At 61.7% G+C, this 19719-nt stretch carries 17 protein-coding genes; 7 read left to right on the top strand and 10 right to left on the bottom strand.

Going from position 1 to position 19719, the window contains the following annotated elements; translation table 11 throughout:
• The coding region (locus tag VIO10_RS16260) for an FGGY family carbohydrate kinase (RefSeq protein WP_349259262.1) at positions 1 to 166 on the bottom strand (166 nt) is incomplete at its 3' end.
• Between the two features lie 921 nt (positions 167 to 1087).
• Here VIO10_RS16260 and VIO10_RS15385 point away from each other — a divergent pair.
• From VIO10_RS15385 to VIO10_RS15375, 3 genes are read left to right on the top strand one after another with little or no spacing between them, the layout of a single operon-like run.
• On the top strand, positions 1088 to 2452 hold the full coding sequence (locus VIO10_RS15385; RefSeq protein ID WP_331966234.1) for a glutamate--cysteine ligase: 1365 nt from the start codon (positions 1088 to 1090) through the stop codon (positions 2450 to 2452).
• Positions 2453 to 3418 (top strand): type II secretion system protein GspC, encoded by a 966-nt coding sequence (gene gspC, locus VIO10_RS15380; RefSeq protein WP_331966231.1) that lies wholly within the window; start codon positions 2453 to 2455, stop codon positions 3416 to 3418.
• Between the two features lie 3 nt (positions 3419 to 3421).
• Positions 3422 to 4486 carry a GNAT family N-acetyltransferase gene (locus tag VIO10_RS15375; RefSeq protein WP_331966228.1) on the top strand — a complete coding sequence of 355 codons (1065 nt, stop codon included), beginning with the start codon at positions 3422 to 3424 and terminating at the stop codon, positions 4484 to 4486.
• A 17-nt stretch (positions 4487 to 4503) separates the two neighbouring features.
• On the opposite strand, the gene VIO10_RS15370 is transcribed toward VIO10_RS15375, so the two are convergent.
• Both VIO10_RS15370 and VIO10_RS15365 read right to left on the bottom strand, forming a co-directional pair.
• Positions 4504 to 5241 carry a helix-turn-helix domain-containing protein gene (locus VIO10_RS15370; RefSeq protein ID WP_331966224.1) on the bottom strand — a complete coding sequence of 246 codons (738 nt, stop codon included), beginning with the start codon at positions 5239 to 5241 and terminating at the stop codon, positions 4504 to 4506.
• A 2-nt stretch (positions 5242 to 5243) separates the two neighbouring features.
• Positions 5244 to 6386 carry a mandelate racemase/muconate lactonizing enzyme family protein gene (locus VIO10_RS15365; protein WP_331966221.1) on the bottom strand — a complete coding sequence of 381 codons (1143 nt, stop codon included), beginning with the start codon at positions 6384 to 6386 and terminating at the stop codon, positions 5244 to 5246.
• A 194-nt stretch (positions 6387 to 6580) separates the two neighbouring features.
• On the opposite strand from VIO10_RS15365, the gene VIO10_RS15360 reads away from it, so the two are divergent.
• The 3 genes from VIO10_RS15360 to VIO10_RS15350 all read left to right on the top strand — a co-directional run bounded on the left by VIO10_RS15360 (position 6581) and on the right by VIO10_RS15350 (position 9731).
• Positions 6581 to 7855 (top strand): D-alanyl-D-alanine carboxypeptidase family protein, encoded by a 1275-nt coding sequence (locus tag VIO10_RS15360; protein WP_331966218.1) that lies wholly within the window; start codon positions 6581 to 6583, stop codon positions 7853 to 7855.
• 91 nt (positions 7856 to 7946) lie between these two features.
• Positions 7947 to 8741 carry an acyl-ACP desaturase gene (locus tag VIO10_RS15355; protein WP_331966215.1) on the top strand — a complete coding sequence of 265 codons (795 nt, stop codon included), beginning with the start codon at positions 7947 to 7949 and terminating at the stop codon, positions 8739 to 8741.
• A gap of 66 nt (positions 8742 to 8807) precedes the next feature.
• Positions 8808 to 9731 carry a DUF2333 family protein gene (locus VIO10_RS15350; RefSeq protein ID WP_331966212.1) on the top strand — a complete coding sequence of 308 codons (924 nt, stop codon included), beginning with the start codon at positions 8808 to 8810 and terminating at the stop codon, positions 9729 to 9731.
• A gap of 8 nt (positions 9732 to 9739) precedes the next feature.
• On the opposite strand, the gene sppA is transcribed toward VIO10_RS15350, so the two are convergent.
• Entirely contained in the window at positions 9740 to 11557 is a 1818-nt protein-coding gene (gene sppA / locus VIO10_RS15345) for a signal peptide peptidase SppA (protein ID WP_331966209.1), read from the bottom strand.
• A gap of 43 nt (positions 11558 to 11600) precedes the next feature.
• Between sppA and VIO10_RS15340 the strand changes: the two genes are divergently transcribed.
• Positions 11601 to 12989 carry a hypothetical protein gene (locus VIO10_RS15340; RefSeq protein ID WP_331966206.1) on the top strand — a complete coding sequence of 463 codons (1389 nt, stop codon included), beginning with the start codon at positions 11601 to 11603 and terminating at the stop codon, positions 12987 to 12989.
• Between the two features lie 5 nt (positions 12990 to 12994).
• Here VIO10_RS15340 and VIO10_RS15335 read toward each other — a convergent pair whose 3' ends face one another.
• The 6 genes from VIO10_RS15335 to hisB form a co-directional block, all read right to left on the bottom strand.
• Positions 12995 to 15166, bottom strand: coding sequence for an acetate--CoA ligase family protein (locus VIO10_RS15335; protein ID WP_331966203.1), 2172 nt, complete (start codon positions 15164 to 15166; stop codon positions 12995 to 12997).
• 141 nt (positions 15167 to 15307) lie between these two features.
• Positions 15308 to 16645, bottom strand: coding sequence for a pilus assembly protein (locus VIO10_RS15330; RefSeq protein WP_331966237.1), 1338 nt, complete (start codon positions 16643 to 16645; stop codon positions 15308 to 15310).
• Positions 16646 to 16676: 31 nt separating this feature from the next.
• Positions 16677 to 17294 carry a TadE/TadG family type IV pilus assembly protein gene (locus tag VIO10_RS15325; RefSeq protein ID WP_331966200.1) on the bottom strand — a complete coding sequence of 206 codons (618 nt, stop codon included), beginning with the start codon at positions 17292 to 17294 and terminating at the stop codon, positions 16677 to 16679.
• Between the two features lie 12 nt (positions 17295 to 17306).
• The gene (locus VIO10_RS15320; protein ID WP_331966197.1) at positions 17307 to 17786 is read right to left on the bottom strand and encodes a TadE/TadG family type IV pilus assembly protein; all 480 of its coding nucleotides are present in this window, start codon (positions 17784 to 17786) and stop codon (positions 17307 to 17309) included.
• Between the two features lie 487 nt (positions 17787 to 18273).
• A complete protein-coding gene (locus VIO10_RS15315; protein ID WP_331966194.1) occupies positions 18274 to 19023 on the bottom strand; it encodes a HisA/HisF-related TIM barrel protein in 750 nt (249 codons plus the stop codon).
• A 5-nt stretch (positions 19024 to 19028) separates the two neighbouring features.
• A complete protein-coding gene (gene hisB / locus VIO10_RS15310; RefSeq protein WP_349259261.1) occupies positions 19029 to 19634 on the bottom strand; it encodes an imidazoleglycerol-phosphate dehydratase HisB in 606 nt (201 codons plus the stop codon).
• Positions 19635 to 19719 lie beyond the last annotated feature (85 nt).

Below are 19719 nucleotides of genomic sequence, written 5' to 3'. Positions count from 1 at the left end.
CGACCGAGCGGTAAATTTCCTCGGGGTCATGCTCGACCCATCCCGGTTTCGGATAGTACTGCCTGATCTCGGTGTAAGCTCGGCCCCGGATGCGGCCGCGGCGATCTACGACCAAAACAGTTGTGCCCGTGGTTCCCTGGTCGATCGCAAGTATCAGCTGAGGCATCGCGAATTCCTGATTCTCAATTGCAGAGGAGGCAGCAAAGTTTGTCCAAAGGCGGGCTCATTGTTATCGCAAATGGAGCAAATTCCGGGAGATCGCTTCGGCGGAAAGAGCCAATTTCTACCATTAGCTGTGGTCCACTAACGCTTATACCACCATCGGTAGCTTTGTTCCGTCAAAATTACCCGTGGGCACGGGTAGCCAATGGAGTCGGCGCGCTGGATCTTGCCCGATTGCGGGCGAGCCAAGCGAGCGCGGGACATCCTGGCGGCAGACCATAGCGCACCCATAGCACGCAAGGGCCACTGGGGGCAGGCTGAACTGGTTCATCCATGAACAGGGATCGTTAGGCTTGCAGGAGAAGAGCCAGGATTCTTCGCCAACTGGAAGGCGGCGTGATAGCGCTATGTGTTATTCCGAAGGCGTAGGCTGCGGCGTCGCGCTCGGCGATGCCAAGACGCAGCCGCCGTACCACAAGCAAAAAGGAGCGACAACCATACCTTTGGGCGAGCGCGGCTCGCTCGAACAGGACCAAGTCCCAGTGGCCAGCATAAGGGCGACGGAAAATATGGCGATTTGCGGAATGCGCACACACGCGCCCCTTCGCATCAACCCTATGTCAGGCGCGGGCTCGCGCCGAACTGGAGCGTGAAATTCCCGGCCGCGGATGCGCCCGCGCGCATCGACAACGAAGACCGTGGTGCCCGTGGTTCCCTGGTCAATCGCAAGTATCATTTCAGGCATCGCCGATTTTCTCCCGCCGCCACTGTTACACACCCGCGCGAATCTCAAAAATACCCGTGTGCCGGTGGCGCTCACGGGCCTGCTGCACTGCCCGCTGCGTGCTTGCCTCGGATGTTTGCCAAGGCCATTATACGCGCTTGGCGGAGGCTCTTTTCCGGGAGTCGCGATTGGATTTGATGCATGAGTGAGTTGCTCGAAAACAAAGAGGATCTAATCCGCTACTTCCAGCAAGGCGGCAAGCCGCGCGCGCGATGGCGAATCGGCACCGAGTACGAGAAAGTCGCCGTCCGCACCGCCGACTGCACCGCCATACCCTACTCCGGTCCCGGCGGCGTCGAAGACCTGCTGCGCCGGATGGCGGCCAGCTACGGCTTCGAGCCCGAAGACGAGCACGGCCACATCATCGCGCTCAAGGGTGAACGCGCGGCGATCACACTGGAGCCGGGCGGTCAGATCGAGTTGTCCGGTGAGCAGTGCGAGACCATCCACTGCGCCTACACCGAGTTTGCGCTCCACGTGCGGCAAGTGATCGATATAACCAGCCAGATCGGCGCGACGGTGCTGGGACTGGGAATGCAGCCCGTAAGCCGCATCGACCAGATCGAACTGCTGCCCAAGGTCCGCTACCGCATCATGTACCCCTACATGGCGCGGATGGGAACGCTCGGCCAGCGGATGATGAAGCAGACCGCGGGCGTGCAGGCCAACCTGGACTATAGCGACGAGGCGGACGCGATGCGCAAGCTGCGCGTCAGCATGGGTATCGTGCCGCTGCTCTACGCGATCTTCGCCAACTCACCGCTGAGCGACGGCGGCCTCAACGGCTATCACAGCTTCCGCGGCCACATCTGGACCGACACCGACCGCCAACGCAGCGGGGTTCCCCAGTTCGTGTTTCGCGGCGATTGTTCGTTCGAGGATTACGCCGAGTACGCGCTCGACGTGCCGATGTACTTCCTGATTCGCAATCACGAGTACTTCGATCTCACCCAGCCGCCGGGCCTCACGTTCCGCCAATATCTCGCGCGCGGATACGGCCGCGAGCGCGCCACCGTTGACGACTGGACCAATCATCTGACCACCATTTTTACCGAGGTCCGCCTCAAGCAATACGTCGAGGTGCGCACCGCCGACAGCCAGCCGCCGCAATTCATGCTCGCGTTGCCCGCACTGCTCAAGGGCATGCTTTACGACGACGATTGCATCGAGGCGGCGTGGGACCTGGTCAAGCGATGGAGCTATCGCGAGCGGCTTGAGATCGCCGACGCCGCGCATAAGAACGGACTCGACGCGCGGGTCGGAAAAGTCAAGCTGCAGGCGCTCGGCTACGAACTTCTGCAGATCGCGGCCAAGGGACTCGAGCGTGCGCGGGCGTTGAACAAAAGCGGCCAGGATGAGAGCATCTACCTGTTGCGCCTGATGGACCTGATCCGCGGCGGCCACAGCCACGCCAGCCTTGTGATCAGCCGCTGGAAGGGTGAATGGAACTACGACATTGGCCGTCTAGTCAAAGGATGCGCTTACGAGGCTGAATCGATCCTGTAAATGGAAATCAGGTTCACACAACTCCACGTCACGATTCTGAACTTCGTCCTGGTCGGAGCACTGGCGATCGCGTCGGCTATATGCGTGCGGGACATCGTCGAGCACGCCGTTTCAAACGAAGCCGACGCTCCGGCCGTATCGTCGGCCGCGCCCAAGGCCGCAGGCGCGCACACCCGCGCCTACTACGACGCAATCGTCAAGCGCGACATCTTCAACGAGGTCCCGCAGGAGAGCGCAGCCGCGCCGGTGGTGGAGGAAGATCTGCACCTGAAGCTGATCGGCACTTCGCTGCAGACCAAATCGAAGCCGTACGCGATCATCGAGGATCAAAACAACACCGAATCGCTCTACCAGGTGGGAGAGGACATCCCGGATGCGGGCAAGCTCGTAGGCGTCGAAACCAGCCGTGCGATCATCGACCGCAACGGCCATCGCGTCGCCATCGAGATTCCGGCCTTGGACCTTCCCGAAGCGTCGCCTTCCGCTTTGAGCGGCGCGATCAAGGCGCCCCAGCTCAGAGGCCTTCCCGCTGCCGTGCAGCGCAGAATGCGCCGGTTTGGTCGTCCGGCGCCCGGTAATGCCAACGATAATAGCGACGACAACAGCAAACCCAACGACAGCAAAGTCGCGCTCAAGAAGCTCGGCCCCGGAAAGTTCGAGGCCAGCCGCGCCGAAGTTCAGCAGACGATGGAAAACCCTGTCCAGTTTTTCTCGCAAATGCGCGCGCTGCCTCATTTCGTCAACGGCAAGACCGACGGCTTCTCGATCTCCCAGGTCGCGCCGGGCTCCGTCTTCGAGCAACTCGGCCTGCAGAACGGCGACTTGGTGACGTCGATCGACGGAAAGCCCGTCACCAATCCAATGCAGGCGATGGGCCTGATGCAAGCGATGAAAACCCAGTCGGCGCTCGATCTCACGATCAATCGCGGCGGAGCGCCAACCACGGTTCATCTCGATCTGCGCTGAGCGATGGAAGTCCGGGCCGCGCATCACGGCGAGCGTGACGAGGTGCTCGACCTGCTCGAGCGATGGTACGACGACCGCGAATTTTTCGCCCGCTACAATCATAACGATTCGGGCTTTCGCGATGCGTTGTGCCTGGTCGCGCGCGACCGCGGCCAACTGGTTTCCACCGTCCAGATTTTCGATCGCGCTATAAACCTCGACGGGCAATCGGTTCCGATGGGTGGCATCGGCTCCGTCTTCACGCTCGAGGAGTACCGGCACAAGGGCGTCGCCTCGGCGCTGATGAGCCTTGCCGTCGATACCATGGTGCGCGAGGGCTTCGAAGTATCCTTGCTGTTCGCCGAGCGCCTGACCTTCTACCACCAGTTCGGATGGCGTGAGATCGAGCGCCAGTTCAGCATCCTGGCGGACGCCGCTTCCGTGAACGCAGCCAATCGTTTCGTCATCGACAATTTCGAGATTGCGCGCGACCTTGCCGAAGTTGCCGCGATTCATCGCGGCTACAGCGGCCGATTCAATGTCACCGCGGTCCGCGACGACGCCGCGTGGCGGGCCAATCTCAAATTCGCCGGCAATCAGCCGCTCTATCCCGGCGAAGGCTCCGAGGAATATTTCGTGCTGTGTCGCGACGGCGGAGCAATCGCGGCGTACGCGCGGGTGACGCGCCTGCGCGGCATCTCGATGGTGATGGAGTTCGGATACGTTGCCGGCGCGGTTGACGCGATGCTCGCGACGTTCAAGTACCTCGGCGAGCAGTCATCCGGCATGGCGGTCACGAGCCGGCGCATCGGGGATCATCGGCGCGCCGCCCTGCTCCACAGCGCTTCCACGCCCGCCGCGCCGGCGGTTCTCGTCACTCATACCGCGCACGATCCCACGCTCGAAAAAGCACTGGACGGCGCGGGCTGTCCCGTCGCGCATCACACCGACAACTTCTACATGTGGCAGATTCTTGCGCCCGACAAACTTGCGATGCGGTTCGCGATGGCTCCGCAAGGCGCGTCAGCGCGCGCGTTCGAAATCTTCACCGATTCGCGATCCTTGTTCTGGACCGCCGACCGCTTCTGAACAATCGCTCAGGCGGCTCACGGGCGCTCGCGGCGCCGCGACCTTGCCAAGCTGGAGCGGCGAGGTCGAGCGGGTCTCGGGCGCCCGGCGTTTGCGGGGACGTACTCCTTTAGCGCCGCCACGAGGAAGTGTCGATTGGCCTCGGTTCGCCACGCTACGACGCCGGGGTCGAATGGCTTCTTCCCAAGCGTTCGAGCGAGCATCGGCTCGAAGATCACGCCGGCAAGGTTGACTGCGACGAGTTGCGCGGCGAGCCAGGCGAGTCGGGAACCGCTCGGTACGGTCTTCGGATCGCCATGCTGCTCGAGCTGTCGCACTACAAGGCCTGTAATTCTGGCGAACAGCGCCTGGCCGGCTGGGGTTGCTTCAAGCAATGCGCGGCGCAAGTAGCTTCGCAGGTGCGTATCGCCGGCAATGAGCCCGGACAGCCCGGCGGCGATCTGATTGCTGGCCACCTGCGCGTCGGCCGCCGTCGTGGTTAGCGCTGCGCTGAAGCGTTCGGCCACCATTGCTTCGACGGCGGCAACCAGGCCTCGCTTGGTGCCGAAGTGGTGCTGGAGCAGCGAGTGTGACACCCCCGCCGCAGTTGCTACCGCGCGGAAGGTTGCTGCTCGCTCGCCGTTTTTGCCTATGATGCGCATCGCCGACGACAGGATGGAGGCCCGGGCTGACTCTCGGGGTGGCGGCTGGCCCGATGAGTTCCGTTTTCCGGCTTGAGTCCGTTCGCGTACTCGGCGAATGACGGGTCTTTGCATACTCATCCGAATAGGCTCGCGGAGCCGCGCCGGTAAGGATACCTGGCTTTGACCTCGGCGCTGAGTTCGACGCCCAGTCCGGGAGCCGTCGGTGGCAGCAGGTATCCGTCGACGACCTTGAGCGGCTCGACCAGGGTCTCGACCTCCAGTGGATTGCGCATCACTGGTCGCTCAAGGATGAAGCAGTTCGGTTGGGTGAAGCCGAGGTGGTAGTTCGCCATCATGGTCGGCCCGCCGCCCCACACGTGCATCGCGACGCGCACGTACTGAGCGGCAGCCAGCTCGCATACTCGGCGGGCTTCGCCGATTCCCCCGACGATCGTCGCGTCCGGTTGCGCGATGTCGAAGGCGCCGGCACGGAGCCATTGCGCGAACGCGGCTGAGGTGGTGATGCCCTCGCCTCCGGAGATGTGGACTTTGCTGCGAGCCCGCAATTCCGCGTAAGGTGCGGGATCGAAGGGGGGCAGGAACTCTTCAGCCCACGCGAGGTGATACGGCGCCAACTGATCGAGCAGGTCCATTGCCTGCTTCACGCTCCAAGGCTGAGGGTTGAAGTTCTGCACGGCGTCGACCGCGAGCAGACGGTCCGGTCCGAGCACCTCTCGCACGGCGGCAACCCGCTCGGTCTCGACGGCTGGCTGGTACGCAATCGGATTCGCCCGCATCTTAAAGCCGAGGTATCCATCGCGGACGGCTTCTTCCGCGTGGCTCACGAGCTGGGCGAGCGTGAAAGTTGGGACACCGCCGCTCGCGTACAACGGAAGACGATCGTGAACGGCGCCGCCGAGCAGGGTGTGCACCGGGACTCCGAGCCGCTTGCCCAGGATGTCCCAGAGCGCGCACTCGATCGCCGACAGGGCCATCACGGTGGGCCCCGTCCTGCCCACGTAACTCGAGAGCCACTGGCAATCGCTCCAGCACTTCGCAATGTTGGTGCTGTCGCGGCCGACGAGAAACGGTTCGAAGAACTTGACAGCCTCGATCGCCAATTCCGGCATGTACACGCCGAGATACGTCTCGCCGACGCCCACGGTGCCGTCTGCGACCTCCACTTCGACGAAGACTGCGCTGCGCTGGCGGGTCTGAGCGCCGGGCGTGCCGTACGGAGTGGTCAGAGCAATAGCCTCGACTCGAGTGATCTGCATGCTATGACTATACAGTTGTATAGTCGGTGGTCAAGCAGGGCTGACCCCTGCACCCTCCGTCAAGAGATCGGCGCATCCGCGCGACGGGGGCGGAGTTTACCTCATGGGCGCTCGCGGCGGCGCGGGTTGTTGGCTAGTATTGGTTCGTTCATTCGTTCTTTCACTGGGTCGATGTGTTGGGGAGGTGGTGTGTGATGAAAGCTCTTTCGCCGTCCGGCGAATCCGTCGTCGGAAGCTCCGCTAGCCGAAAATTCAGCGGACGATTTGGCGGACAATTTGGATTGATCGCAGTGGCCGTCGCGCTCGCCGCGTTGACGTCTTCGCACACTGCCTTGGCCGCGCGCCGTCATCATGCCAGCGCCGCGCCCGCCCAAGAGGAGAGCGCTGCCAGCGCGTCGAACACCGGCCTGCAAGGTCCTTACACCGAGGCCTGCGTGCTCGAACCCGTCACCGGCACGGTCATCTTCGAGGCCAACGATCACACCCCGTGGCCGACCGCATCGCTGGCCAAAATGATGCTGATGCTGATCGTCGCCGAGAAAATCCACGACGGCTCGCTCAAGCTCACCGACAATGTAACCACCTCGCGCAAGGCGGCCGAGATGGGCGGATCGCAAGTCTATCTCAAGGAGGGCGAGACGTTCTCCCTCGATGACATGATGAAGGCTGTTGTCGTGCATTCGGCCAACGACGCGTCGGTGGCGGTCGCGGAATATATCGCGGGCTCGACTGACGCATTCGTAGTGATGATGAACCAGAAGGCCGCCGCGCTCGGGATGAAGGACTCGCACTACTACTCGGTTCACGGTCTGCCGCCCGCGCGGGGACAATCGGCCGACGTCGCCAGCGCTTACGACCAGGCAATTCTCGCGCGCGAGCTGATCAAATATCCCGACGTGCTGCGATGGTCGTCGATCGACACCGCGCCGTTTCGCGCCGGAACGTTCACACTGCGCAACACCAACCACCTAGTGCGGACGTATCCGGGATGCGACGGCCTCAAGACGGGATTCTATGACAAGGCGGGCTTCAACGTGGTCGCAACCGCAAAACGCGGCGATCTCAGGCTGGTCGCGGTTGTGCTCGGCAGTCAGCACAAGTTGACGAATTTCAAGCAAGCATCCGAGATGCTTTCGCAGGGATTTCTCAACTACGAGATGCATTCGGTCGCAAAGAAAGGCATGCCGATCGCGCAATCCGTTGCGGTGACCGATGCCGAAACTGCCAGCATCAAGCCGGTATGGGGCGCCGACGCAGGCGTCTTCGTCAAGCGTGGCGACGCAAACAACGCGATCAAGGTCGATTACAATCTGCCGCCTTCGATCGAGGCTCCGGTGAAGGCCGGGCAGCAGATCGGCACCGCTAATGTGACCGCCGGCGGCAAATCGGTGGCCACGATCGCGTTGCTCGCACCTTCCGATATCGCCAAGAAAGCCTCGCTGACTAAACGTTTGTTAGGAATATTCTGAGTCCACCTTGCCGCGCTTTACTCCCTGTGGGACATACTCGATTAGGTTATGCGGCGCGTACGTGCTAGCCTTGGTCGCGTAGTTCTGCTCGATGATCCCCAAAGACAAATTCTACCGCGCCTATATGGATTTCTTCGAGACTGCGGAGCGCAAGCGCCGCTGGAATCTTTTCGACGATGTCCCGTGGGACAAGCTTTCTCCCCGCGCCAATACCGAGGAACGCGCGATTCGTATCGAGACGTATTGCGCCGAGGAGATGTACTTGCCGGACTACAACGCGGCCGGCGTCAAGATGCTGCGCGGCGTGTTTGGGCTCTCATGGTTTCAGACTGCGTGGAGCTACGAGGAATCGCGCCACGGACTCGTGTTCCGCGAGTACCTGCTCCGTTCCGGGCTGCGCACGCAGGAGCAATTCGACAAGTTGGAGACCGACGTATTCTCGCGCTCGTGGAAACTTCCGTTCGCGACGCAGCGCCGGATGAGTTGCTATGGAGCGCTGCAGGAAGCGGCGACCTATCTCGCCTATCGCGCGCAAAAAGATCGCGCGGAACTCGAGAAAGACCGGACGCTCGAGGCAATTTTCTTTCTGGTCAGCCGCGACGAGGCCGCCCACGCCGGGTTCTACCGCGAGATGATCGCGATCGAGATGGCCGAAGACCGTATCGGCACGCTGGCGGATCTCGCGCACGTGATCGCGAATTTCAAGATGCCGGGCGACGGCCTGATTCCGAATTATCATGAAAACCTCAGAATCGGCGGCGGCGGAATCAGTCCACGCCTGTTCTTCACCCGGGCGGTGCTTCCCTTGCTCAAGCAGTTGGGCACCACTCGTGACGAGCTCAAGAGCGCCAGCGCCGCAGCGCCTCCACTGCGGGCTGCGTCTTAGCAGGCGCGATCCAACGCGATATAATTTCATCCGGCATAGTCGCTGCCTGATGCCGACTGCGTTGCGATGAACCGGAACCGACTCCTGTACGGCGCCGCGGCCCTGCTTGTCATTTGGGTTGGCGCCAACCTCGCGCTTCATTTCGGCCAGGAGCGCCACGATCGCCTCGACTACAATATCGACCAGCTTTTCCCGCTCGACAAACCGCCGCCGCCCGGCGAAATCTATGCCTCGACGCTGGCCGCGATCATGGACCATGAGCTGCACACGGGTTTCGGCTGGCGTCCCAACGATTTCTTCCTGTGGGGCCCGAAAGTCGGGCCGGACAACAACTCCGATCGCCAACTCGGAATCATCCAGGCGGTTCGCGAGACCACGCGCATCTTCAAGGATCACCTGACCAAGGTTTCCTCGAATCAGTACGATCCAAATCTTGTGATCGCCGACACCGACTTTCGAAACGACGCCGAGAAGTGGATCCTGCCGTCGCCCGAAGGCAAGTACGATGACGGCGTCAAGCATCTGCGAATGTACGTCGCCGGGTTGCACACCACGCCGCCGTCGTCGCGCGAGCTCAACACCCGGGCCGTCGAGTTAATCCGGTTGGTCCAGGCGTGGACCGATCTGCTTGGCGACGCGCACGCGAACCTGTACCGGAGCACAAAGGACGACGGCAGCCCGGTTCATAGCTGGGACTGCGACCATTATTTCTATCACTCGCAGGGTTATGCGCACGTGATGTATCACATGATGCAGGCGCTCGAGCGCGAATACGCCGGGCAGCTCAAGGACGACCCGATTCTGAAGACGCTGTTCAACGATTCGATCGACGCGCTGGGCAAGGCCGCCCTCATGAAACCATTGGTTGTCATGAACGGCTCGCCCGATGGATTGTTCGCGAATCATCGGCGCAACCTCGACGCCTACATCAACGAGGCGCGCCAGAAGATGTACTCGATACGCGAAGAACTGGAACGCTCCCCGCTATAGCGCAGCCGCTACAGCTCGATAAACGGACAGAGCAGCATCACGCCGCCGCGCACGAGCATTTCGAGCATCGCAGGCGCCCACCGGGTTGGGATGCCAAGCGCGCCGGCGGCCGCGGCAATCGCCCACGGCGTCGAGGCGTCAGAGCTGCCGGGCCGAAGTTCCAACCATCTGCGCTCGGCACGATAGGTCACCAGTTGGTGGCGCTGATGCTCGGCGATATGCGCGCGCTCTCGCGCGATTGCCACCGCGGTTGACAGCCCGCCGACTTCGTCGATCAGTCCACGCTCCTTGGCCGCCAGACCGCTCCAGATGCGCCCCTTGGCAACCGCTTCAGTCTGCTCGGGGCTGAGCCGCCGGCCTTGCGCGACCTTCGCGGTAAAGGCCGCGTACAGATGACCGATGGTTTCATTGAGCTGCGCGAGTTCGCCGTCGGTCATCGCGCGCGCCATCGACATCGCATCGCTGATGGGCGCGCTCTTGACGAAATCGAAATGGACGCCGAGTTCGTTGAGCAGATTGCCCAGATTGAACTTCGCGTACACGACCCCGATGGAGCCGGTGATCGTCGCCGGTTCCGCCACGATCGCGTCGGCCCCCGCCGCCACGTAATAGCCGCCCGAGCCCGCCACATCGCCCATCGAGACTACTACCGGCTTGCCGCGCCCCTGCGCCTCGCGCACGGCCCGCCACACCAGGTCGGAGCCTACCGCGGAGCCGCCGGGTGAATTTACCCGAAACACTATTGCGCTTACTCGTTCGTCGCGCGACGCGCGATCGATTTGCGCGGCCGTCGCGACGCCGCTGATAAATTCGCCGGTCGCCGGCGCCTCGCCCGAAATTACCGGCCCGCTGGCGTGCACCAGTGCGATTCGCGCGCGCCGCCCGCGCTCACGGGTAAAGACTGCGTGGCGCCGGTATCGCGCCATGCCAACGAACACTTTGCGCTTGGCCTCGGGATCGAATTCGGCGCGGATGTCTTCGATGTAGCCTTCGCGGTCGATCAGGTGATTCTCGACGGCGAACTTTGCGCTGACGAATCCCGCCGCGATCAGCTCGCGCGCGCGTTGCGCGGTCAGTTTCCGGGCCGATGCGATCGTCTCGATCAGGATTTTTTCCCAGTCCGCGACGATCGCCTCCATGCTCTCGCGCACCGCCAGCGACATCGTGTCGCGCCCGAACGTCTCGGCGGCGCCCTTGTACTCTTTCCATTGCAGGGTTTGCGCCTGGATCTTCAGCTTGTCGAGCGCGCTCTTCAGGAAAACGCCGCCGGTCGCCACACCAAGCATTGTGAGCATCGTGTCGGGATTGGCGACGATTTCCCCCGCTCCGGCCGCGACCAGGTATTCGCGCAGCCCCGCGCTATCGCCTCGCAGCAGCGCGATCACCCGCTTGCCGCCCGCCTGCGCGGCGCGCAGCAGGCGGTGGATTTCGTGTGCGGTGGCCAGACCGGCGCCGAACTGCGCGATCTCGACGACGATCGCACGAACGTCGTCATCGATGGCCGCCGACTCGAACACGTAGCGTAGATGGTCGAGGCTCTGCGCGCCGCGGCGCATGAGCCGATCGAGCGGCGAGCGACTCACGTCCTCTTCGATCGGACCCGCCAGGCGAACTATCACGACGGCGTCACGCGGGATTTGCGCGGGCCTGACGACGGCAAACCAGAATGCCGCCACCATCGCCACCGCGACTCCAAGGATGGCAATTCCCGCCTTCCACTCGCCGGACGCGCACGCAACCGAGCCGGCGGCACTCAAAATCGCGACAACAATTGCGAGTCGAGCCTCGCGGCTTATCCACAATCGTTCAATAAACGGATTCTTCATCGGTCGCCTTTTTTGATCGCTCCTAATACAGTACCGTTTTTGAATGCCCAGGTCTTTCTTCATCGTGATTCTTGCGTTGGCTGCCGCGAGCGTTGTGTCGTGCTCGACTGCGAACGCGCCCAAGCCAGCGCCTCCCCCATTTGTCGCCCGTTCGACCACTTTGGAGGTCACCACGGGCATCAAGGTGCTGACCAACGTCGGGATGCCGAATGGATTCGCGCCGATTCCCACACGTCCTCCCATCTGGCTGCAGGAAGGCGAAGAGATTGGGGTCGTCGGGACTCAGGCCGGGCACACGATTATGTATGGCTTGGGAGGCGCCGCGTGGCGAACCGGCCGTATCCTGGCAGCGGAGACGGGGCCGGCCGCGGCCGAGGAGGGAACTATCGCGGACCTCGCCGCGAGCCCCAACGGCCTGACGCTCGCGACCGCGATGGTCGCGCCGGGCGGGAATCGAGTCGATGTGATCCTTCGCGACCTGATCGCCACCGGCGCGGGCAACGTGATCGCCAGCTTCAATGGCCGGTACGATTCCATCTCGATGGACTGGCTGAACAATGCGACGATCGCGCTTGCACTACGACGGCATCCCGAACCGCTCGAGGCCGGCGCCAACGGCGAAGCGTTGAAGTCCGAACCAACCGAACCCACCGAGGAGCTGCCGCCGAATCGCGCGGACGGATTGCAGCTGATCGTCGTCACCGGCGCCGGTTCCGTCGCACCGCTGAAGTTCTCATGCCCGATGTCGGCGCTCAGTTGGAGCGCGCACAGCGTCTATGCGGTCGGCCAGGGCGACGCGGGCGCTCGGCCGATCATCATCGATCGGCGCAACTCCACCTGCACCAAATTTCACGTACCCGTGCCTATCCATGTGCTCGGTTGGGACCAGGATGACGAAGGGTCATTCCTGTATGTCGGGCCCGACGCCTCGCACCGTACGATTGGCGTATTCAAGTACAACATCGCGACCGGAGCCGAAAAATTGCTGGGCATATCGACCAGCGCAGCCTCGTTCACCGGCACCGGCAACACGATTACGGTGGGCAATCAGAAGCTCGCGTTCAAGCTGGCGATCGAGCGTCCCGAGGCGCCGCTGCTTGCGCAACTCGCAATATCGCGACCCGACCAAAGCGAGGTCGATGTGAAATCGCTGGGCTTCGAGACTACGGCGGAAATGCTCGCGCACAGCGCCATGGCCTATTCGAGGAGTGCCAATGAAGCCGCGATACAAACCTATGCGCCGAGTCTGCCGGTGGCGTGGCGAAAAATCGTCACCTATTCGCTGAAATACGATACTGCGTTTCTACTGGCCGAGGGTCCGGCCCGCGGTACCGTCACGATGAGCTGGTCGCTCAGGGGTCGATGGCTGGCGTTTCTAGACGGCGACGCGACGGCAGGCACGGTGATGACTGTGCTCGCACCGCCGCGGTAGTTTTTCTAGCTGCCCTCCTGCGCGCGATTCCCCCAGTAGTCCGCCGCGGTCCGGAATGCCGCCGCGGCGCGCTCGAAACTCTCGAACACGACCAGGCCACGCGCGCGCGCAAGCTCCTTGCCCCGCGCCACGATCACCTCGAGGTGCGCAGGATGCATCACGACGGCAAATGGCTTGGTCGAGCGTCCGGCAAAATCCGACAGCTTGTCGAGCAGGCCCGCGATCTCATCCTCGTGCGCGGCCCAGCGCGACGCACGCAGCCCCGTGCCAATCTCCAGCACGATTGCGTCAATGACCGGATCGCGTTCGAGGACCTCGAGGATGCGATCGAGATTGCCCTGATCATGCCCCGCGCCGATCGTGCCGCCCGCGTCGAGCGGATTGCGGTAGCTGCCGCCGATTATGTTGAAGAACGTCTTTAGCTCGTCGTACGACGATTCCGATAGCGCGGGAATCTCGAGCCCCGCCGTCGCAAACGTGTCGGTGATTACCACGGATTGGCCGCCGGTCATCGCGACCAGCCCCATCCGCCTGCCGCCGATGCGCTTGGCGCGCGCAAACAGCTCGACCACGTCCAGCATCGCATCGAGGCTGGCGACTTCAACCGCGCCGCTTTGGCGCACGACGCTGCGCCAGGTCGCCTCGGCAGTCGCCAGCGATCCGGTGTGCGACAACGTAGCGCGCGCGCCCGCCTCGGTCACCCCACCCTTCCAGATGACCACCGGATGACGCTCGGCCGCGTGCCGGACGCTGTCGAAGAAGCGCCGCCCGTCGCGCACGCCCTCGATATACATCCCGATCGCGCGGGTCGCCGGGTCCGCTGCCATCAAGTCGATATAGTCGGCCGCCTCGAGCACCAGCACGTTGCCGATCGACGCCGCCTTGTTGACCTTGATCCCGCGGGTCGGCGCCTGGAGGCAAAAATTGATCGTGTGCGTGCCGCTTTGCGAGATGAAGCAGACGTCGCCCGCCGCGCCGGCTTTTTCTTCGGGAAAATTGCACAGACCCGCCGCCGGGCTGTACAGCCCCATGCAATTGGGGCCGACCAGCGCGATCTCCGAGTTGATCGCGATCTCGCGCAGCTCGGCTTCCAGGCGGATTCCCAGCGCCTCCGACGTTTCCGAAAATCCCGACGTGAAAAATCCAATCGCAGCCACGTGGTTGGCGACGCAATCCTTCAAAATCCGCGGCGCGATCTGCCGCGGGACGGCGCTTACCGCGTAATCGATTGGCTCCGTGATTTCGGCCAGGCTCTTGCGGTTCTCCACCCCCATCGCTTCGATTCCAGCTATCTCGTTGGGATCGATTTGGACCGAGTAGAGCTTGCCCTTGAGATGCGCCATCGCGCGGATCCACATGTACCCGCTCATCCGCTTGTCGCCGATCACGGCAACTACGCGCGGGTTGAACGCGCGCTCGAGATTTTTGAGCCGCGCTGTACGATGCGGGTCCGGCTGCAACGTCTCGCCCGCGGGGGTGGCGAGCACGATTCGCGCATCCAGGATTGCCAGCCCGTCCTCATACGCGACCACCGGATTGAGATCCAGTTCGGAGATTTCCGGATGGGTCGCGGCGATTCCCGAGATGGTCTCGAGAATCGAGACGATCGCATCGATATCGACGCCGGGATGACCGCGGACCCCGCGCAGGATCTCAGCGCCGCGCAGCCGCGCGAGCATCGATGCCGCCTCGCGTCCGCCGATCGGCGCCAGCGCCAGCGCCGTGTCCTTCATCACCTCGACCAACACGCCGCCCAAGCCCACCATCACCATCGCGCCGAATCGATCGTCGCGGTACGTCCCTGCCAGCAGCTCGACGCCCGCCTTCGCCATCGGCTGCACGGCAACGCCTTCGAAGCGCGCGTCGCGGGCGCGTGCGGCGAGATTGCGGCCAATTCGCTCGAACGCATCGCGCACCGCGCCCTCATTTTCCAGATTCAGCTCGACGCCGCGCACGTCGCTCTTGTGGCTCACATCCGGCGACAGCACTTTCAGCACCACCGGAAATCCAATCCGTGACGCCGCCCGCACCGCGTCGCCGGCCGTCAATGCGGACTCCGGCACCACCACCGGCAGGCCGAGCGAATGCAGGATTCGCTTGCTCTCGATTTCCGTAAGAACGGTTCGTCCACTGGAACGAGCCGACGATATTAGCGATGCAACGATGGAGTCAGTCACGCTTGTCGCGTATAGCAGAGCCGAACAACTATTTGAACCACAGCCGGCGGGCGCCGCCGATGGCGCGCGAATCCGCGCGTCAGGCTGCGTCCTCCCCTGGCGCAACCTGAGCGGGTATTTTAGGTGAGCTGCGCGATCCTTCTATTTTGAAAGGCGCAGAAGAATCTTCGCCGCGATAATCTGGAAGACGTTCGTTAGGTCCTGTTGGCAATTCGCCGATGGGCAATCCGCATACTCGTAGTCGCCTTGTGGCTCGCTTGAGTCGTACGTAGCGGCACCCTTAATGTTAGCGAGATCTTCCAAGTACGCCGTGTTGATCTTATTGCCCAGGCCGATCGTATAAATCGTGATTTTATTCGTACTGTTACGCATCACGCTCGCCAGTTGCTCTGTGCGCCACGTCGCGTCGTTGGTAATGTTGGTTACGGTGAGCGCACTGCCCACTCCTGGGGCCTCCACGGGAAAAGTAATCGGCGTCGAGGCGGTCGCATTAGGACAAGAGACCGCGGTGTAATACGGTGACCCTGATGGCGCCGACGTCGGGTTCATAAAAAAGGGAGTGGTCCCTGAACCGCACTCGACGGGCGCGCATCCGCCATAGTTCACAGGAGTATTGGAGGCCGGGTTCCTCGTGGTGGGCGGGTTGCCGCCAGTACAATTCAGAACGTCGTGGGTAGTGGAAGCAGTCGAAGTAGTGACATTGGTTGGAAGTCCGTCGGTATTGGCGTAACCGTCGGTAAAAAAGACCGCCACTCTTATTATGTTCGTCCTTATAGGCTGACTCAGAATCTGGTTGAACCCATCCTGCAAACCGGCCTGGGCGAAGGTGGCGCCACCGAAGATCATGGATTCAACTGAGTTGTCTATTGGAGTCACAAACGACGGAGTCATTGCCACGTCAACTGTATCGAGCGTCGAGAAACTGATCTCTGCAACGGTGTCAACGCCCTGGTCGAAATTGGTGACGAAGTCTTCGACAGCGGTGGGGAGCGCCGCCTGTCCGCCATTATTAGTCATGGAGCCCGATCGGTCCAGGATTATCGACATAACCAGCGGATTGCGCAGAGCTGTGGCACTTGCGGAGAGGGTCAACGTCTTGTAGCTGGTCCCGCCGGTGATGAGGTCCAGCACACCGAGGAAGTAAGTGTTGAGCGTGGCGCTGGCATTGACGGTGGCAATCGTGTTGCCTTGGGCGTCTAGACTCCAGTTCACTGTAGCCCCGGTACTGCTGCCGAGGCCCGCCATTGATTTATAGTTGGCAAGGAACACATTCGACGCGAGCGCCGCAGCCTTAGTCTCCCCCTCGTTCAAGTTCTTTATCGCCGCAAGTGCTGCCGCATCCACTGACTTGGACAGCGTCGTCTTGGTGATATAGGCCATACCAAGGTCAATGGAGAGAGCGACGAACACAATCAGGACAGGTATGATGAGAGCAAGCAACACGAAAATTTGTCCATGCTCGTTTTTTCTATTTTTCACTTGATGCAAGATGTTCACCTCATCTTTGCCCTTAGAAATATGCGACGTTATACAACGCCGTCGGCATGTTGATCGCGTTATTTGTCAGTGCTCCGATCGGAGTGGCCGCCGTGAATTGGTAGAATATCTCCGTAATATACATCGTCTGGCCCGCCTGGAGCGGCGTATTACCGGCCGCGAACACGGCCGGTATGCCGGGCGTGTTGCCGGGAGTTACCGTGCCTCCGACTGTACTCCCTACCTTACTTGTTGCCGAAAGACCCCCCTGCGAGTATTGGCCAGTGATCTGATAAACCGGGGGTTTGGTGTTGTCGGCTGCCGTGTTTTGGACTGCCGTCATGATTACTTTGCCGTATGAGGCTATGTTCAAACCGGATTCTCCCGCTATCACGGCTTGGGTCGAGCACGTCAAAGTTTCCATCGGCTCGACGGTGCCCGCGCCTGAACAAGTATTAATGCGTGACGACAGACTCGATCCTTGCCGGGTCAGTTGGGCGACCACCTGCATGGTATACAGGGCGCGACCGAAATCGATCGCTGCGCACATCATGATGAGGAGCAAGGGCACTATAAACGCGAACTCCACCATCGCCTGACCGGAGTCGTTAGCTGTGAGCTTGGCGCGGGCTGAGCAGTAAAACGGTGACATAATCGCTATTGCCTATTTGGTGGTGCTTGGGTCGAACGACTCATTCTTGAAGGTGGCGCTTGAAGTGAAAGTGTAAGTTGGCGGGAGTAAAAGCCATGAAAGCACCGGCGTCAGCAACGGCACGCTCGCGTTCAGCGTGAGCGTCACGGTGTCACCCGGGTTGCCCGCCGCGCCAGCGGTGCCAGTTTTATCCAGAGAGTTGTAGCACGAGTCGCTAGGATTCGAGCACGAGCACGGACCTGCCGCCCCGGACGGAACACTGCAAATTTGCACGTTCGAGGCATCCACGCCGGGTATGCTTATTTCGTTTTGAATCGTATCAATAATCGACTGGATGCGGGCCCCGGCTGACGTTTCCTGCCCCGTGGAGGCATACCGGCCTCCATCATCGACGGCCTGTTGCACGTTCAATTCCGCGAACATCAGCCACCCGAACTCCATCACCGCAAAGCACAGCACAAGGAAGAAAATCAGGACCATGGCGAATTCCACCATGTCCTGACCCTTCGAGAATCCGAATCTCGACGCTCCCGGTTTAGGGAGCGGAACCAGGCCAATCTCGCCTAACCTGCGACCGTTAAGCTTCCCCATATGATCGCTCCAGCATGCGGAAACGACACGCATCGGCTGTGCCAGCTAAAATGGTTTCACTTCGCTGAACTTTTTCTAGAAAATTCTGCAAAGTTGCTTTGCTTGCTACGCCGAGCAGTTGCAACCGCGCGACATTCCGGCGGGTATTGAGAGCGCGATGAAGCGCCATCATTTATGCCACCCTGCCAACTGCGAAAATATGTATCCCCCGCGCCCTGTCAGACTTTTCTCACTGTAAAGAAACTACTCATTATGTTGCAAGCACCTAATGAGTCAAGTAGAGACTCAGTCTTTATCACTGTTTGCTCTTGATTGGTTACGTCCCGTTGAGACCGTGAATTAATGCCTATAACCTACTTCGGCATTCTCTGCGTGCGTCATGCCCATGTCAAGAGCGCTGCGTCCTCTTAGCTAGAGCCAACGCGCCGCTCAGGCTGAAAATTCCTTCGTACAGCGCCCGTCCCACGACCACGCCCACAACCCCCGCGTCGAATCGCATCCCAAGCGCGCCAATGTCGTCGAGACTTGCGACGCCGCCCGACGCGATAACTGGAATGCGCACGGCCCTGGCGATATCTTCCATCCGGGCGGGATCGACGCCCACCTGCGCGCCATCGCGCGAGATGTCCGTCACGATCGCGACCGCGATTCCCGCAGCGCGAAACCGTTCCCCCGCCTCGGCTATCGTGAGCCGGCTGGTCTCGACCCATCCTTTGACGGCAAGCCGGCCCTCGCGAATGTCGATTGAACCGAAAATCATCCCCGGGAACTCGCCGCAGGCGCGGCGGACCAGCTCGGGATCGAGGATTGCGGCGGAGCCAATCGAGACCCGGTCGGCCCCGCCCGCGAATGCCGCGCGAACCGCCTCGATCGTGCGCAGCCCGCCGCTGACGTCGATAGCGCATTTCACCGCCGCGCGAATTTTGGCGATCGCTTCGATGTTTCGCGGTGCGCCGGCAATCGCGCCATCGAGATCGACGATATGGATTAGCGCTGCCCCTTCCTGCTCGAAGCGACGCGCGGTCTGGCCGGGTTCTGCCCCATAGACGGTGGCCAGGTTCATGTCGCCGCGGAGCAGGCGCACGACTTGGCCGTCCTTCAGGTCAATCGACGGAATAACGGTGAAGTTTTCGAACAAGCGCCCTAGCTGAGCGTGCCTTTGGTCGAAAGCACGCCTGAAAGCCGCGGCTCGCGCCCGGTTGCATGGTCCATCGCACGCGCCAACGCCTTGAAGGTTGCCTCGATGATGTGATGCGGGTTGCGGCCGCTGACCAGGTTGAGATGCAAATTCATCCCGACTTCGTCCGTCAGCGCCTTCATAAAATCATGCACCAGCGCGGTCTGAAAGTTACCGACCCGCTCCTGGCTGATCGGGACGTTGTAGCCCAGGTAGGCGCGCCCGCTGATATCGACAATCGCGGTACAGACGGCCTCGTCGAGCGGCACCGTCGCCTCGCCAAAGCGCTTGATTCCCGCGCGATCGCCCAGCGCCTCTCGAAACGCCCTGCCCAGCACCATTCCGACATCTTCGACTGTGTGATGGTCATCCACATGCAAATCGCCCTTGGCCTCGACCATCAAGTCGAAAAATCCATGGCGCGCGAAGCTTTCGAGCATGTGATCGAGGAACGGAACCCCGGTCTTTGCCTCGCCGCGCCCTGTGCCGTCGAGCTTGAGCGCGACGGTGACCGAAGTCTCGCGCGTCTTGCGTTCGACTTCCGCGCTGCGCTTGGCCTCGGCCGGCGCAATTTGCGCCACTGGCCGCGCGGCCTTATCTCTATTTTGCAAACCGACTTTTCGTTTGTTCTGCATTCCGATTCCGTCCTGCCCGCTT

Origin of the sequence: Candidatus Binatus sp. (genome assembly GCF_036567905.1) — a bacterium.
GTDB lineage: Bacteria > Desulfobacterota > Binatia > Binatales > Binataceae > Binatus.
This window is presented reverse-complemented; position numbering and strand designations above follow the sequence as displayed.